The following is a 14,030-nucleotide window of genomic DNA, read 5'->3' on the forward strand; positions in this document are numbered from 1 at the left end:
GTACTATGTTAAAGCGATATATCGCACCCTTGTTACTCGGATCGCTGGCCCTGGCAGGCTGCCAGACACCGCCAGGTAAATTTACACCAGAACAAGTTGCGGCGATGAAGTCTTACGGCTTTAACGAACTGAATGGCGACTGGTCCCTGGGGCTGTCGGATAAAATCTTATTTGATAAAAATGATGCAAGACTGCGTCCGGAGAGCGAAACACAGATTCAGACCATGGCCTCGCGTCTGGCGGCAACCGGCCTGAACCACGCCCGGATGGACGGTCACACGGATAATTATGGTGAGGATAGCTATAACGAAGCGCTCTCGTTAAAACGCGCCAATGCCGTTGCAGACACCTGGGCAAAGGGTGCGAATATCCCACGCACTAACCCCACTACGCGGGGATTAGGCAAAAAATATCCTGTTGCCAGCAACAGCACCTCGCAAGGGCGCGCTGAAAACCGCCGGGTCGCGGTAGTCATCAGCACACCATAAGGTTATTTAACGGAGGATTCGGCGAGCGACACGCCTGACGCCGCTCGCCAGCGTAGCCAGTCGATAAATATAAACAAGACCAGACTAACGCCCATCACCGGCAACGCCAGTCCCAGCAGAGCACTAACCACTATCGTGACCGCCCTCCCCCAGAATGACAGCGCCAGCCAGCTCTGACAAAGCGTCTGCACCGGGTTCGCAGCTGACCTCGCCGGACGACGCATCCACCACATTCGGTATCCCCAGATAATCAGCACGCAAAGGGCAAGTCCGAACGCAACGAGCAGTAGCTGATTCACCAGTCCGAATAAGATCCCCATATGGAAATCCACGCCCCAGCGGGTCAGTTTTGCTATTAACGGGAAATCCTCAAAGCGGGTTCTGTCGATGACCTGCATCGTATTGGGATCAACCGCAACGGCATCAACCTGCGTTGGCCAGCTGCGATCGATTTCCGTTACCGTCCAGGCTCGATCGGACGTACTGGCGGGGCGGATCTCAAGCTTGTTAGCATCAATTCCTGCCTTTCGCGCAGCACTCAGCACGCCATCAAACTGCGTCAGATCCATCGCCATCTCCGGCACGATCATTACCCCATGATGGCCGCGATGTTCGGCGTGTTCGTCCATGACCATGGGCATACCGGAGAGCATTGTATTGACCTGCGGCGTCAGCCAGTTCATCTCAGCACGCAGCTTATCAACGTTCCCCCCCGCCCACTGGGACCAGGTCAGGCCGGTTGCTGAGAATAACAACATTCCACCCAGCAGCGTCCAGCCTAACGCCACATGCACTCGACGTCGGTTCTGAAAGGGGTTGTTAATGCGCCGTTTGGGTCGGGTATAAAACCACAGCGCAATGCCGCCGAGCGCAGCGACCCACATCCACGAGGCCGCCAGCTCGCTGTAGAGCCGCCCAACATCGCCCAGCATCAGCGACGTATGCAGATAATCAATAGTCTGACGCAGCGGTAAAATCCCGCTGGTTCCGTATACCGTCATGTCCCCCAGCACCGCCAGGCTTATCGGATCGACAAAGATAGCCCGATGTTCCGATGGACCAAGCGACGGGTCAGCAAACATCACGCGGGTGGTTTCACCCTCAGCCAGCCCCGGACGAACGGCGTGCAAACGCAGATCTGTTCCAAGGTTTTTTTCCGCCACGGCAATTTGTTCCGCCAGCGGCTGCAACTCACCCACAGAATTTGTGTGGAGCGCATGCCGGTAGAGCGCATTCTCCAGCTGCGGGGTTGCCACATACAGCGTACCGGTCAACGCAGCGAAGAAGATAAACGGGCCGACAAACAGCCCGACGTAGAAATGAAGGCGACGCAGCAGGTTTCCCCATGCCGCGCGCGGCGTGCAGGTAGTCATACTTTTCCTTTTTAAGGCAGTAAGTTATCGATTTATTTTTAAAGGGAAAAAGCAGACTGCCGCGGCGGCGCGCGGGTATCAGGGTAAAGCCAGGGAAAAAAGTGCCAGTGGCTGACCGCCTGGCGCGGCGGCTTAACGCGCAGCCTTTGCAGCACCGCGCTTAGCAGGACGATCAGCGCCAGCATCACGCCAGGGACATGCGCTAACAGCACGCAGTAGCCGCAGGCCTCCGCATGGTCAACAGGCATGGAATGCTGCATATCGCCGTGATGGTCATCCATCGACATCATGCTCATATCATGATGCATGCCCGGCATGGAGCTCATGGGATCTTTTTGCAGCGAGACAGAGATAAGCGGCGCGACCACGATCAGCAGGATCGCAAACAGCGCGGTCAATGCCGCTGCGCGTTTCCCATTATGCTGATGCAGTACGTTATCCACTTACCCTCCGGTGAAGAGGCAAGCATTGTAAATGATTTATGTCGAAAGAGTTAATGCGTGAGATGCGATTACAAAAAAAAGGGCCAGCCTTTCGGCCAGCCCTTTCTAACAGGATGTCGCTTAAGCGAATCTTAGTTCAGACGCTCTTTAATACGAGCAGACTTACCAGTACGCTCACGCAGGTAGTACAGTTTAGCTTTACGTACAGCACCACGACGTTTAACAGCAATGCTGTCAACTACCGGAGAGTGAGTCTGGAAGACACGCTCAACGCCTTCGCCGTTGGAAATTTTACGAACAGTGAATGCAGAGTGCAGACCGCGGTTACGAATAGCGATAACCACGCCCTCGAATGCCTGCAGACGTTTTTTGGAACCTTCAACAACCCATACTTTCACTTCCACGGTGTCACCTGGACGGAAGGAAGGTACGTCCTGCTTCATCTGCTCTTGTTCAAGTTGCTTAATAATGTTGCTCATAATTTAATCTCTTATCCTGGGTAAACTGATATTCGGGAGCGTATTACGCATTCCCATCATGTTCATGCTGCTGGTGCGCGTGTTCAGTTTTGAACTCGGCCAGCAACTTTGCTTGCTCTTCAGTCAGAGCCAGGTTTTCCAGAAGTTCAGGTCTTCTAAGCCAGGTTCGGCCCAGCGACTGCTTCAAACGCCAGCGACGTATCTCGGCATGGTTTCCAGACAGTAACACTGCCGGGACGTCCATCCCTTCTAACACTTCAGGACGAGTATAGTGTGGACAGTCCAGCAATCCATCGGCAAAGGAATCTTCCGTTGCCGAAGCTTCATGGCCCAGTACCCCCGGAATAAACCGGGCGACGGAGTCAATCAGCGTCATTGCGGGTAACTCACCACCGCTGAGAACGTAATCGCCGATAGACCATTCTTCGTCAATCTCGGTTTGAATTACGCGCTCATCTATCCCTTCGTAGCGACCACAGACCAGAATCAGCTTTTGATTCGTCGCCAGTTCGCTCACGCCCGCTTGATCAAGCTTGCGTCCCTGAGGTGACAGATAAATCACCTTTGCGCCTTCACCTGCCGCGGCTTTTGCTGTGTGAATGGCGTCCCGTAAGGGTTGCACCATCATTAACATCCCCGGTCCGCCGCCGTAAGGACGATCGTCCACGGTACGGTGCCGGTCATGAGTGAAGTCACGAGGACTCCAGCTCTGGATGCTCAGCAGGCCATTCTTTACTGCCCGGCCAGTTACCCCGTAATCGGTAATCGCGCGGAACATTTCAGGAAACAGGCTAATTATGCCAATCCACATAGCGCCGTCTTTTACCGTTTATCCGGAGAATTTAAAAACCAGGATCCCAATCTACTTCAATGGTTTGAGTAGTGAGATCGACTTTCTTGATAACCTGTCCATCGAGGAACGGAACCAACCGCTCCTTGATGCCAAATGCATCTTTCAGGTTTGCCTTAATGACGAGAACGTCATTTGACCCGGTTTCCATCATATCGATGACTTTCCCCAGGCTGTAGCCTTCGGTAGTGACTACCTGGCAACCCATAAGGTCTTTCCAGTAGTAGTCACCCTCTTCCAGCTGTGGCAACTGCGACGAATCCACGACAATTTCACAATTAGTCAGGGCATTCGCGGCATCACGATCGTCAACGCCTTTCAGCTTGATGATGATGTCCTGATTGTGGTGACGCCAGCTTTCCAGCTCGACCTCTTCCCACTTACCGCCTTTCTGGATAAACCAGGGCTGGTAATTAAAAATGCTATCAGCGTCTTCAGTGGAGGAAAACACTCTGAGCCAACCACGGATACCGTAGCAAGAACCCATTTTTCCCAATACGATCGGTTCAACAGGTGCTTTATTGCTCATCATGACCACCGTGACAGATTAAGCTGCTTTGTTTGCTGCTTTGATCAGCGTAGCAACGCGATCGGAAACAGTAGCGCCCTGGCCAACCCAGTGAGCGATACGATCCAGATCCAGACGAGTTTCTTCTTCTGCGCCAGCGGCCAGTGGGTTGAAGAAACCAACGCGCTCGATGAAGCGGCCGTTGCGTGCATTACGGCTGTCAGTCACAACAACCTGGTAGAACGGACGCTTTTTAGCGCCGTGACGAGCTAAACGAATAGTAACCATAACATCCTCTTGTGTGAATAAAACAACCGGGCCCCATCGAGGAACGGAGCCCGGGTGTCATATTAAAAGCCCGAAAATTTTACTCATTTTCGGGCAAAAAGCAATCTCAAAAGCGATTAACGCCCTGGAAAACCGGGTGGCATCATGCCTTTCATGCCGCGCATCATCTTCGCCATGCCGCCTTTCTTCATTTTCTTCATCATGCGCTGCATGTCGTCGAACTGTTTCAGAAGGCGGTTTACGTCCTGCACCTGCATGCCGCAACCGGCCGCGATACGGCGTTTACGGGAACCTTTGATGATTTCTGGCTTCGCACGCTCTTTCAGCGTCATCGAGTTGATGATCGCCTCCATACGCACCAGCACTTTGTCATCCATCTGGGATTTTACGTTGTCAGGGATCTGGCCCATGCCCGGCAGCTTGCCCATCAGGCTGGCCATGCCGCCCATGTTTTTCATCTGACGCAGTTGCTCAAGGAAGTCGGTGAGATCGAAACCGTCACCTTTTTTCAGCTTGCTGGCCAGCTTCTCGGCCTGCGCGCGGTCAACCTTGCTCTCGATATCTTCGATCAGCGACAGCACGTCGCCCATGCCGAGAATTCGGGAAGCAATGCGGTCCGGATGGAACGGCTCCAGCGCTTCCGTTTTCTCACCGACGCCGAGGAACTTGATTGGTTTACCGGTGATATGACGAATGGAGAGCGCCGCACCGCCGCGGGCGTCGCCGTCCACTTTGGTCAGCACCACGCCGGTTAATGGCAGCGCTTCGTTAAACGCTTTCGCGGTATTCGCCGCATCCTGACCGGTCATGGCGTCAACAACAAACAGGGTCTCTACCGGGTTGATAGAGGCATGCACCTGCTTGATCTCGTCCATCATCGCTTCGTCGACATGCAGACGACCGGCGGTATCCACCAGCAGCACGTCGTAGAATTTCAGCTTCGCTTCTTTCAGCGCCGCGTTAACGATGTCGACAGGCTTCTGCGCCACGTCCGACGGGAAGAAATCCACGCCAACCTGCTCTGCCAGCGTTTCCAGCTGTTTGATCGCCGCCGGGCGATAGACGTCCGCAGACACCACCAGCACTTTTTTCTTGTGCTTTTCGCGCAGGAATTTACCCAGCTTACCAACGCTGGTCGTTTTACCCGCCCCCTGAAGGCCCGCCATCAGCACCACGGCCGGAGGCTGAGCGGCCAGGTTAAGCACCTGGTTCTCTTCGCCCATCGCCGAAACCAGCTCGTTACGTACGATTTTGACGAACTCCTGACCCGGAGTCAGGCTCTTGTTAACTTCATGTCCAACCGCTTTTTCTTTTACGCGGTTGATAAAATCACGCACGACCGGTAACGCAACGTCTGCTTCGAGCAGCGCCATGCGCACTTCGCGCAGCGTTTCCTTGATATTCTCTTCGGTGAGGCGTCCGCGGCCGCTGATGTTGCGCAGCGTGCGCGACAAACGATCGGTTAAATTATCAAACATTGTCTCTCGCCTGGGGTAGAAACGTTGGGTCGCGTAAGCGACACATACACAGAATTTTGCCGGAGTATAACATGAAGGCAGCTTTGTTGTTATGCAACGGTTGGAGCACGCGTCACGTAACGTTATACTGCTTATCTTTCTTATTAAGACAACTGTCGACGCCTATATGCCTGTTTTCGCACTGATCGCCCTTGTTGCCTACTCTGTCAGCCTCGCGCTGATCATTCCCGGCCTGCTGCAAAAAAACAGCGGCTGGCGGCGCATGGCTGTTCTTTCGGCGGTAATAGCACTGATAAGCCATGCTTTTGCACTGGAATCTCGCATTATTCCTGGCGACGGCAGCGTGCAAAACCTGAGCGTATTGAATGTCGGCTCACTGGTCAGCCTGATGATTTGTACGGTGATGACCATTGTTGCGTCCAAAAACCGTGGCTGGCTTCTGCTGCCGATTGTTTATGCCTTCGCGCTGATCAATCTGGCGTTAGCCACGTTTATGCCCAATGAGTTCATTACCCATCTGGAAGCGACGCCGGGGATGCTGGTGCATATCGGCCTGTCGCTGTTTGCCTACGCGACGCTGATTATTGCGGCGCTTTACGCCATGCAGCTCGCCTGGATTGATTACCAGTTGAAGAACAAAAAGCTGGCCTTCAATCACGAAATGCCGCCGCTGATGGTCATTGAGCGTAAGATGTTCCACATCACCCAGGTCGGCGTGGTGCTGCTGACGCTCACGCTCTGCACCGGTCTGTTTTACATGAAGAACCTGTTCAGCGTGGAGAATATCGATAAAGCGGTGCTCTCCATCATCGCGTGGTTTGTCTATATTGTCCTGTTATGGGGCCATTATCATGAAGGCTGGCGCGGTCGTCGCGTAGTCTGGTTCAACGTCGCGGGCGCGGGCATTCTTACCCTTGCCTATTTTGGAAGTCGCTTCATACAGCAATTTGCTGGCTAAGTAACAAAGGAGTTCCCCCTGGAACACATCTCCACCACCACGCTGATCGTCACCCTGATCATCATGGTGGTCATCTCCGCCTATTTCTCCGGCTCGGAAACCGGCATGATGACGCTCAACCGCTACCGGTTACGCCATCGCGCCAAACAGGGTAACCGTGCCGCCCGTCGTGTCGAAAAGCTGCTGCGTAAACCGGATCGCCTGATTAGCCTTGTGCTTATCGGTAACAACCTCGTCAACATTCTCGCCTCGGCACTGGGCACCATCGTCGGGATGCGCCTGTATGGCAACGCTGGCGTCGCGATTGCCACCGGGGTACTGACGTTTGTCGTGCTGGTGTTTGCTGAAGTACTGCCCAAAACCATTGCCGCGCTTTACCCGGAGAAGGTTGCCTACCCGAGCAGCTTCCTGCTGGCACCGCTGTTGATCCTGATGATGCCGCTGGTCTGGCCGCTGAATATGGTGACTCGCCTGCTGATGCGCATGGTCGGCATCAAAGCAGACGTCACCATCAGCAGCGCGCTCAGCAAAGACGAGTTGCGCACCATCGTGAATGAATCCCGCTCGCAGATCTCCCGGCGCAATCAGGACATGCTGTTGTCGGTACTGGATCTGGAAAAAGTCAGCGTGGACGACATCATGGTGCCGCGTAACGAGATCGTTGGGATTGATATCAACGACGACTGGAAAGCCATCGTCCGACAGCTGACGCACTCCCCACACGGGCGCATCGTGCTGTATCGCGATTCTCTGGATGATGCCATCAGCATGCTGCGCGTGCGTGAGGCGTATCGTCTGATGACCGAGAAAAAAGAGTTCACTAAAGAGGTGATGCTGCGCGCCGCAGATGAAATTTACTACGTGCCAGAAGGGACACCGCTCAGCATACAGCTGGTGAAGTTCCAGCGTAACAAGAAGAAAGTCGGTCTGGTGGTTGATGAGTACGGCGATATTCAGGGATTAGTGACGGTCGAAGATATTCTGGAAGAGATTGTCGGCGACTTTACCACATCCATGTCACCTTCCCTTGCCGAAGAAGTCACCCCGCAAAATGACGGCTCGGTGCTAATCGACGGCAGTGCAAGCATCCGTGAACTCAATAAAGCTTTCAACTGGCATTTACCGGAAGATGAAGCGCGCACCGTAAATGGAATGATTCTGGAAGCGCTGGAAGAGATCCCGGCAGCAGGAACGCGTGTGCGTATTGAACAGTATGATATTGATATCCTGGACGTGCAGGACAATATGATTAAGCAGGTGAAAGTCCTGCCCGTTAAGCCTCTACGCGAAAGTATTGCCGAATAAAATGTAGGCCGGGTAAGGCGAATGCCGCCACCCGGCACTACAGGCAGCACGTTACGCTTTCGCTTTCGCCACGGTCACCATTGCCGCGCGAATGGTACGGCCGTTCAGGGTATAACCTTTCTGCATCACACCCAACACCTTACCAGCTTCAATCTCTTCAGATTCCACCATGGCGATCGCCTGGTGTACGTTCGGATCCAGCGGTACATTGGTATCGGCAATCACCTCCACGCCAAACTTACGTACCACGTCCAGCATCGACTTCAACGTCAGCTCGATACCTTCGATCATTGCCGCGTTATCCGGATTCGCTTTGTCTGCCACTTCCAGCGCACGATCCAGGCTATCGATGACCGGCAGCAGTTCATTGACGAATTTTTCCAGCGCAAATTTGTGCGCTTTCTCAACGTCCAGCTCGGTACGACGACGCAGGTTTTCCATTTCCGCTTTGATACGCAGCACGCCATCGCGTTCGCGATTTTGCGCTTCTACCAGCTGGGCTTCCAGGTTGGCCATTTTTTCATCGCGCGGGTCCACCTGCTCAGCAGACGCTTCTGGCTCTACAGCCTCAACTTCATCGTGCTGTTCCGTGATAATTTCTTCAGGGGCTTGCCCCTCAGGCGTTTTCTGTTCTTTACTACTCATGAATTTCTCCGCGTTTTTCTGCATTCATCTCGCTAACTTCGCTTATTATGGGGATCAGTTTCCGGGATTCAAGGGAACAAGACAGATTGTCATCATTCATCAGGCACAAGGACCTCCAGAAAATGAATAATCATTTCAGGTGTATTGGGATCGTCGGGCATCCGCGTCACCCTACCGCATTGACGACACATGAAATGTTGTATCGCTGGCTGTGTGGCAAAGGCTATGAAGTGATGGTCGAACAGCAGATTGCTCAGGAGCTGCAGCTGAAGGGCGTTAAAACCGGCACGCTGGCAGAAATTGGTCAGCAGGCGGATCTCGCCGTGGTGGTGGGCGGCGACGGCAACATGCTTGGCGCAGCCCGCACGCTGGCGCGTTATGATATTAAGGTCATCGGCATCAACCGTGGCAATCTCGGTTTTTTAACCGATCTCGACCCGGATAACGCCCAGCAACAGCTGGCTGACGTGCTGGAAGGGCACTACATCAGCGAAAAACGATTTTTACTGGAAGCGCAGGTGTGCCAGCAGGACTGCCAGAAGCGCATCAGCACCGCGATCAACGAGGTGGTTCTCCACCCCGGTAAAGTGGCGCACATGATTGAGTTCGAAGTGTATATCGACGAAATATTTGCCTTTTCGCAGCGCTCTGACGGGCTGATTATCTCAACGCCGACGGGCTCTACCGCCTACTCGCTTTCCGCTGGTGGCCCAATCCTGACGCCATCACTGGACGCCATCACCCTGGTGCCGATGTTCCCGCACACGCTCTCCGCCCGCCCGCTGGTTATCCACGGCGACAGCACGATTCGTCTGCGCTTCTCACACCGCCGTAATGACCTGGAGATCAGCTGCGACAGCCAGATAGCGCTGCCGATCCAGGAAGGTGAAGATGTCCTCATTCGTCGATGTGATTACCATCTGAATCTGATTCATCCGAAAGATTACAGTTATTTCAATACATTGAGCTCAAAACTCGGCTGGTCAAAAAAATTGTTCTGATTTTGCACCCAGCACTTTACTGTATAAAAAACCAGTTTATACTGTATGAAAACACAGTCATGGTTTTTCATACAGGAAAACAATTATGCTGGCACAACTGACCATCAGCAACTTTGCCATTGTTCGTGAGCTTGAGATCGACTTCCACAGCGGCATGACGGCAATCACCGGTGAAACCGGTGCGGGTAAATCTATTGCCATTGATGCCCTCGGCTTGTGCCTTGGCGGCCGCGCAGAGGGCGATATGGTGCGCCGGGGCGCAACCCGTGCCGACCTGTGCGCCCGTTTTTCCCTGAAAGACACCCCTGCAGCCCTGCGCTGGCTGGAAGCGAACCAGCTCGAAGACGGACGTGAGTGTTTACTCCGCCGCGTCATCAGCAGCGACGGCCGTTCCCGCGGTTTTATCAACGGTACAGCGGTCCCCCTTTCCCAGCTTCGCGAGCTTGGCCAGTTGCTTATCCAGATCCACGGTCAGCACGCGCATCAACAGTTGATTAAACCCGAGCAGCAGAAGGCCCTTCTTGATGGCTACGCAGGTGAGTACGCGCTTACTCAGCTTATGGCGGAACACTATCGCCAGTGGCATCAGAGCTGCCGTGAACTCGCTCAACATCAGCAGCAAAGTCAGGAGCGAGCAGCCCGTGCGGAACTGCTGGCGTATCAGCTTAAAGAGCTGAACGAATTCAACCCGCAGGCGGGAGAGTTTGAGCAAATCGACGAAGAGTACAAACGTCTGGCTAACAGCGGTCATTTACTTTCAACCAGCCAAAATGCGCTCAACATGCTGGCAGATGGCGAAGACGTAAATCTACAGAGCCAGTTGTATAACGTCCGTCAACTGGTTACCGAACTGGTCGGGATGGACAGTAAACTCTCTGGCGTCCTGGATATGCTGGAAGAAGCGGCCATTCAGATCTCCGAAGCGGGTGACGAACTGCGCCACTACTGTGAACGTCTGGATCTTGACCCGAACCGTTTGTTTGAGCTTGAGCAGCGTATATCCCGTCAGATCTCACTGGCGCGTAAGCACCACGTCACGCCGGAGGAGTTGCCAGCCTTTTATCAGTCTCTCCTTGATGAACAACACCAGCTCGACGATCAGGCTGATTCGCTGGAAACGCTGTCTCTGGCGGTAAACCTGCACCATCAGCAGGCGCTGGCAACGGCTAAACAGCTGCACGATATCCGTCAGCACTATGCGCAGGAGTTAAGCCAGCACATCACCGACAGCATGCACACCCTGGCGATGCCGCACGGCGTGTTCAGTATTGATGTTCGCTTCGAAGAGAGCCACCTGACTGCGGAAGGCGCGGATCGCATCGAATTCCGCGTCACCACGAACCCAGGTCAGCCTTTGCAGGCCATCTCTAAGGTCGCCTCCGGTGGCGAACTGTCGCGTATTGCACTGGCGATTCAGGTGATTACCGCGCGTAAAATGGAAACCCCGGCGCTGATTTTCGATGAAGTGGATGTAGGGATCAGTGGTCCGACAGCGGCCGTTGTAGGCAAACTGTTGCGCCAGTTGGGCGAATCGACTCAGGTGATGTGTGTCACCCATCTTCCGCAGGTGGCTGGCTGTGGTCATCATCACTTTATCGTTAGCAAAGAGACGGATGGTGAAATGACCGAAACGCACATGAAACCGCTGGATAAACGCGCGCGTCTGCAGGAGCTGGCGCGCCTGCTCGGTGGTAGCGAAGTCACCCGCAATACGCTCGCGAATGCGAAAGAACTGCTGGCGGCATAAACTTTTTCGGGATCTCAGAGTCATAGAGAACAACAAAAACGCCGCCAGACCGGTTTCAAAGTGGGGCAAGGTCTATTATCACCGGCATATTACATATGAGCCGCGTTCTGCTCGGGCCCGAAAAGGAATCAAATCACTATGCGTTGTAAAATGCTGACCGCTGCCGCAGCGGTTCTTCTGATGTTGACCGCAGGCTGTTCCACTCTGGAGAAAGTGGTTTACCGTCCTGACATCAACCAGGGGAACTACCTTACCCCTAACGATGTGTCCAAAATCCGTGTGGGAATGACACAACAGCAGGTCGCTTATGCACTGGGAACCCCGATGATGTCCGATCCGTTCGGTACAAATACATGGTTCTATGTATTCCGTCAGCAGCCAGGCCACGAAGACGTGACCCAGCAGACCCTGACGTTGACCTTCAGCAGCGCCGGTATCTTAACCAACATCGACAACAAGCCTGCCCTGACCAAGTAATCAGGTGTCAGAAATGCAAAAAGGTGCTCAATGAGCACCTTTTTTGTATCTGAGTTCTTACGAAGTATCGTAGCCCCGGTAAGCGCAGCGCCACCGGGGAAGAAAGCGCTACTTACTGGCCTTCTCCGCACGCTGACGACGCAGTTCTTTCGGGTCAGCAATCAGCGGGCGATAAATCTCAACCCGGTCGCCCTCTTTCAATACGTCGCCAAGTTTCACCGGACGGCTGTAAATCCCGACCTTATTCTTCGCCAGGTCGATATCGCTGCGAAGCTCAAGGATGCCGGAAGCGCGAATAGCCGCCTCGACGGTGGCCCCCTCTTCCAGCGTCACGCGCTGCAGATACTGCTTTTCCGGCAGCGCATACACCACTTCCACCGCAATCTTATGCGACACTGTAAACCTCTTTGGCGCGGGTCGTGAACGCCTGAACCATGTTAGATGCCAGCTCTTTGAAGATGCGGCCAAACGCCAGCTCAATAAGCTTGTTGGTAAACTCGAAATCCAGCTGGAATTCGATACGACAGGCATCTGCGCTCAGCGGCGTAAACTTCCAGCCGCCCATCAGGGTCTTAAACGGACCATCCACCAGATGCATCAAAATACTCTGATTATCGGTCAGCGTATTGCGGGTGGTGAACGTCTTGCTGATCCCCGCTTTGGAGACATCCACCGCCGCCGTCATCTGCGTTGGGCCGGACTCCAGAACACGACTCCCGGTACACCCAGGGATGAATTCAGGATAAGACTGAACGTCGTTCACTAACTGATACATTTGTTCCGCGCTGTAAGGCACGAGCGCAGTACGGCTAATCTGAGGCATAGCATTTTCCATGGTCACACAACGGACAAATAATAACATTTATCACCTGTTAAAAAAACGCTAAGCCTCATCTCGTGCTAATATAGCGCGTTAGACCTCACGGGACGCAATGAGGTGACTTTTTGAAATCAGATTACCGACGGCTTTACGACACTTATGACGAAGAAAAAAGCACATAAACCAGGATCGGCGACCATTGCGCAAAACAAGCGTGCTCGCCACGAGTATTTCATTGAAGAAGAATTCGAAGCAGGCCTTGCGCTGCAGGGCTGGGAAGTAAAATCGCTGCGCGCGGGTAAAGCGAACATTGGCGACAGCTACGTGATCCTGAAAGACGGCGAAGCTTTCCTGTTCGGTGCGAACTTTACACCGCTGACCGTCGCCTCTTCACACTACGTATGCGACCCAACACGCACGCGTAAACTTCTGCTGAACAAGCGTGAGCTTGAATCTCTTTACGGGCGCATCAACCGTGAAGGCTTTACCGTTGTTGCGCTCTCTATGTACTGGAAAAATGCCTGGTGCAAAGTGAAAATCGGCGTCGCGAAAGGTAAAAAACAGCACGACAAACGTACTGACCTGAAAGAGCGCGAATGGCAGTTGGATAAAGCGCGTATCATGAAAAACGCAGGACGTTGATTCTGCACACTTATTGTACTATTCAATAAGTTAGCGTTTCGGGCTGGTATCCAGGAAGTGAAATCTGGTATACTCAGTTCAACACTATTGGGGCTGATTCTGGATTCGACGGGATTTGCGAAACCCAAGGTGCATGCCGAGGGGCGGTTTGCCTCGTAAAAAGCCGCAAAAAAATAGTCGCAAACGACGAAAACTACGCTTTAGCAGCTTAATAACCTGCTAAGAGCCCTCTCTCCCTAGCTTCCGCTCTTAAGACGGGGATCAAAGAGAGGTCAAACCCAAAAGAGATCGCGTGGAAGCCCTGCCTGGGGTTGAAGCGTTAAAACTAATCAGGCTAGTTCGTTAGTGGCGTGTCTGTCCGCAGCTGGCGTGCGAATGTAAAGACAAACTAAGCATGTAGTACCGAGGATGTAGAAATTTCGGACGCGGGTTCAACTCCCGCCAGCTCCACCAAAATTCTCCATCGGTGATTACCAGAGTCATCCGATGAAGTCCTGAAAGCCCGCACGGCGCAAGCCCTGCGGGCTT

At 53.6% G+C, this 14,030-nt stretch carries 17 protein-coding genes and 1 other RNA gene; 8 read left to right on the top strand and 10 right to left on the bottom strand.

Annotated elements, in window-relative coordinates:
* The first annotated feature begins 5 nt into the window (after positions 1 to 5).
* The gene (locus tag ENTMO_RS0118250; protein WP_010434139.1) at positions 6 to 488 is read left to right on the top strand and encodes an OmpA family protein; all 483 of its coding nucleotides are present in this window, start codon (positions 6 to 8) and stop codon (positions 486 to 488) included.
* Positions 489 to 490: 2 nt separating this feature from the next.
* Here ENTMO_RS0118250 and ENTMO_RS0118255 read toward each other — a convergent pair whose 3' ends face one another.
* From ENTMO_RS0118255 to ffh, 7 genes are all read right to left on the bottom strand, one after another.
* The gene (locus ENTMO_RS0118255) at positions 491 to 1,861 is read right to left on the bottom strand and encodes a PepSY-associated TM helix domain-containing protein (RefSeq protein ID WP_010434140.1); all 1,371 of its coding nucleotides are present in this window, start codon (positions 1,859 to 1,861) and stop codon (positions 491 to 493) included.
* Positions 1,862 to 1,899: 38 nt separating this feature from the next.
* Positions 1,900 to 2,304: a DUF2946 domain-containing protein gene (locus tag ENTMO_RS0118260; protein ID WP_010434141.1), complete on the bottom strand. Its 405-nt coding sequence runs from the start codon at positions 2,302 to 2,304 to the stop codon at positions 1,900 to 1,902.
* 131 nt (positions 2,305 to 2,435) lie between these two features.
* Positions 2,436 to 2,783: a 50S ribosomal protein L19 gene (gene rplS / locus ENTMO_RS0118265; protein WP_002914145.1), complete on the bottom strand. Its 348-nt coding sequence runs from the start codon at positions 2,781 to 2,783 to the stop codon at positions 2,436 to 2,438.
* A gap of 43 nt (positions 2,784 to 2,826) precedes the next feature.
* A complete protein-coding gene (gene trmD, locus ENTMO_RS0118270) occupies positions 2,827 to 3,594 on the bottom strand; it encodes a tRNA (guanosine(37)-N1)-methyltransferase TrmD (RefSeq protein WP_010434154.1) in 768 nt (255 codons plus the stop codon).
* Positions 3,595 to 3,625: 31 nt separating this feature from the next.
* Positions 3,626 to 4,165 carry a ribosome maturation factor RimM gene (rimM, locus tag ENTMO_RS0118275; protein ID WP_021241995.1) on the bottom strand — a complete coding sequence of 180 codons (540 nt, stop codon included), beginning with the start codon at positions 4,163 to 4,165 and terminating at the stop codon, positions 3,626 to 3,628.
* 15 nt (positions 4,166 to 4,180) lie between these two features.
* The gene (gene rpsP / locus ENTMO_RS0118280; protein ID WP_003863133.1) at positions 4,181 to 4,429 is read right to left on the bottom strand and encodes a 30S ribosomal protein S16; all 249 of its coding nucleotides are present in this window, start codon (positions 4,427 to 4,429) and stop codon (positions 4,181 to 4,183) included.
* Positions 4,430 to 4,545: 116 nt separating this feature from the next.
* Positions 4,546 to 5,907, bottom strand: coding sequence for a signal recognition particle protein (gene ffh, locus ENTMO_RS0118285; protein ID WP_003863132.1), 1,362 nt, complete (start codon positions 5,905 to 5,907; stop codon positions 4,546 to 4,548).
* A gap of 166 nt (positions 5,908 to 6,073) precedes the next feature.
* Between ffh and ENTMO_RS0118290 the strand changes: the two genes are divergently transcribed.
* Positions 6,074 to 6,865 (top strand): cytochrome C assembly family protein, encoded by a 792-nt coding sequence (locus ENTMO_RS0118290; protein ID WP_041951454.1) that lies wholly within the window; start codon positions 6,074 to 6,076, stop codon positions 6,863 to 6,865.
* An 18-nt stretch (positions 6,866 to 6,883) separates the two neighbouring features.
* Positions 6,884 to 8,170 carry an HlyC/CorC family transporter gene (locus ENTMO_RS0118295; protein ID WP_029485168.1) on the top strand — a complete coding sequence of 429 codons (1,287 nt, stop codon included), beginning with the start codon at positions 6,884 to 6,886 and terminating at the stop codon, positions 8,168 to 8,170.
* A gap of 51 nt (positions 8,171 to 8,221) precedes the next feature.
* Here ENTMO_RS0118295 and grpE read toward each other — a convergent pair whose 3' ends face one another.
* The gene (gene grpE / locus ENTMO_RS0118300; protein WP_010434158.1) at positions 8,222 to 8,815 is read right to left on the bottom strand and encodes a nucleotide exchange factor GrpE; all 594 of its coding nucleotides are present in this window, start codon (positions 8,813 to 8,815) and stop codon (positions 8,222 to 8,224) included.
* Between the two features lie 122 nt (positions 8,816 to 8,937).
* Between grpE and nadK the strand changes: the two genes are divergently transcribed.
* The 3 genes from nadK to bamE all read left to right on the top strand — a co-directional run bounded on the left by nadK (position 8,938) and on the right by bamE (position 12,040).
* Positions 8,938 to 9,816: an NAD(+) kinase gene (nadK, locus tag ENTMO_RS0118305; protein WP_010434159.1), complete on the top strand. Its 879-nt coding sequence runs from the start codon at positions 8,938 to 8,940 to the stop codon at positions 9,814 to 9,816.
* A gap of 85 nt (positions 9,817 to 9,901) precedes the next feature.
* On the top strand, positions 9,902 to 11,563 hold the full coding sequence (recN, locus tag ENTMO_RS0118310) for a DNA repair protein RecN (RefSeq protein ID WP_010434161.1): 1,662 nt from the start codon (positions 9,902 to 9,904) through the stop codon (positions 11,561 to 11,563).
* A gap of 138 nt (positions 11,564 to 11,701) precedes the next feature.
* Positions 11,702 to 12,040: an outer membrane protein assembly factor BamE gene (gene bamE, locus ENTMO_RS0118315; RefSeq protein WP_010434162.1), complete on the top strand. Its 339-nt coding sequence runs from the start codon at positions 11,702 to 11,704 to the stop codon at positions 12,038 to 12,040.
* Positions 12,041 to 12,148: 108 nt separating this feature from the next.
* Here bamE and ENTMO_RS0118320 read toward each other — a convergent pair whose 3' ends face one another.
* Positions 12,149 to 12,436, bottom strand: a complete 288-nt coding sequence (locus ENTMO_RS0118320) for an RnfH family protein (RefSeq protein ID WP_008502503.1) — start codon at positions 12,434 to 12,436, stop codon at positions 12,149 to 12,151.
* Positions 12,426 to 12,863 (bottom strand): type II toxin-antitoxin system RatA family toxin, encoded by a 438-nt coding sequence (locus ENTMO_RS0118325; protein WP_010434164.1) that lies wholly within the window; start codon positions 12,861 to 12,863, stop codon positions 12,426 to 12,428. Before ENTMO_RS0118325 ends, ENTMO_RS0118320 begins: the two co-directional genes overlap by 11 nt.
* 156 nt (positions 12,864 to 13,019) lie before the next feature.
* Between ENTMO_RS0118325 and smpB the strand changes: the two genes are divergently transcribed.
* Both smpB and ssrA read left to right on the top strand, forming a co-directional pair.
* A complete protein-coding gene (gene smpB, locus ENTMO_RS0118330; protein WP_006178063.1) occupies positions 13,020 to 13,502 on the top strand; it encodes an SsrA-binding protein SmpB in 483 nt (160 codons plus the stop codon).
* Positions 13,503 to 13,591: 89 nt separating this feature from the next.
* Positions 13,592 to 13,955, top strand: a transfer-messenger RNA (tmRNA) gene (ssrA, locus tag ENTMO_RS25470).
* Positions 13,956 to 14,030 lie beyond the last annotated feature (75 nt).

Source organism: Enterobacter mori LMG 25706 (assembly GCF_000211415.1).
Classification (GTDB): domain Bacteria; phylum Pseudomonadota; class Gammaproteobacteria; order Enterobacterales; family Enterobacteriaceae; genus Enterobacter; species Enterobacter mori.

Excerpts from the sequence above, each read along its gene's own strand:
- ENTMO_RS0118290 (WP_041951454.1), top strand. The coding sequence starts at position 6,074 with ATGCCTGTTTTCGCACTGATCGCCCTTGTTGCCTACTCTGTCAGCCTC.
- smpB (WP_006178063.1), top strand. The coding sequence starts at position 13,020 with ATGACGAAGAAAAAAGCACATAAACCAGGATCGGCGACCATTGCGCAA.
- rimM (WP_021241995.1), bottom strand. The coding sequence starts at position 4,165 with ATGATGAGCAATAAAGCACCTGTTGAACCGATCGTATTGGGAAAAATG.
- grpE (WP_010434158.1), bottom strand. The coding sequence starts at position 8,815 with ATGAGTAGTAAAGAACAGAAAACGCCTGAGGGGCAAGCCCCTGAAGAA.
- ffh (WP_003863132.1), bottom strand. The coding sequence starts at position 5,907 with ATGTTTGATAATTTAACCGATCGTTTGTCGCGCACGCTGCGCAACATC.
- recN (WP_010434161.1), top strand. The coding sequence starts at position 9,902 with ATGCTGGCACAACTGACCATCAGCAACTTTGCCATTGTTCGTGAGCTT.
- bamE (WP_010434162.1), top strand. The coding sequence starts at position 11,702 with ATGCGTTGTAAAATGCTGACCGCTGCCGCAGCGGTTCTTCTGATGTTG.
- ENTMO_RS0118255 (WP_010434140.1), bottom strand. The coding sequence starts at position 1,861 with ATGACTACCTGCACGCCGCGCGCGGCATGGGGAAACCTGCTGCGTCGC.
- nadK (WP_010434159.1), top strand. The coding sequence starts at position 8,938 with ATGAATAATCATTTCAGGTGTATTGGGATCGTCGGGCATCCGCGTCAC.
- ENTMO_RS0118325 (WP_010434164.1), bottom strand. The coding sequence starts at position 12,863 with ATGCCTCAGATTAGCCGTACTGCGCTCGTGCCTTACAGCGCGGAACAA.
- ENTMO_RS0118250 (WP_010434139.1), top strand. The coding sequence starts at position 6 with ATGTTAAAGCGATATATCGCACCCTTGTTACTCGGATCGCTGGCCCTG.
- trmD (WP_010434154.1), bottom strand. The coding sequence starts at position 3,594 with ATGTGGATTGGCATAATTAGCCTGTTTCCTGAAATGTTCCGCGCGATT.
- rpsP (WP_003863133.1), bottom strand. The coding sequence starts at position 4,429 with ATGGTTACTATTCGTTTAGCTCGTCACGGCGCTAAAAAGCGTCCGTTC.
- rplS (WP_002914145.1), bottom strand. The coding sequence starts at position 2,783 with ATGAGCAACATTATTAAGCAACTTGAACAAGAGCAGATGAAGCAGGAC.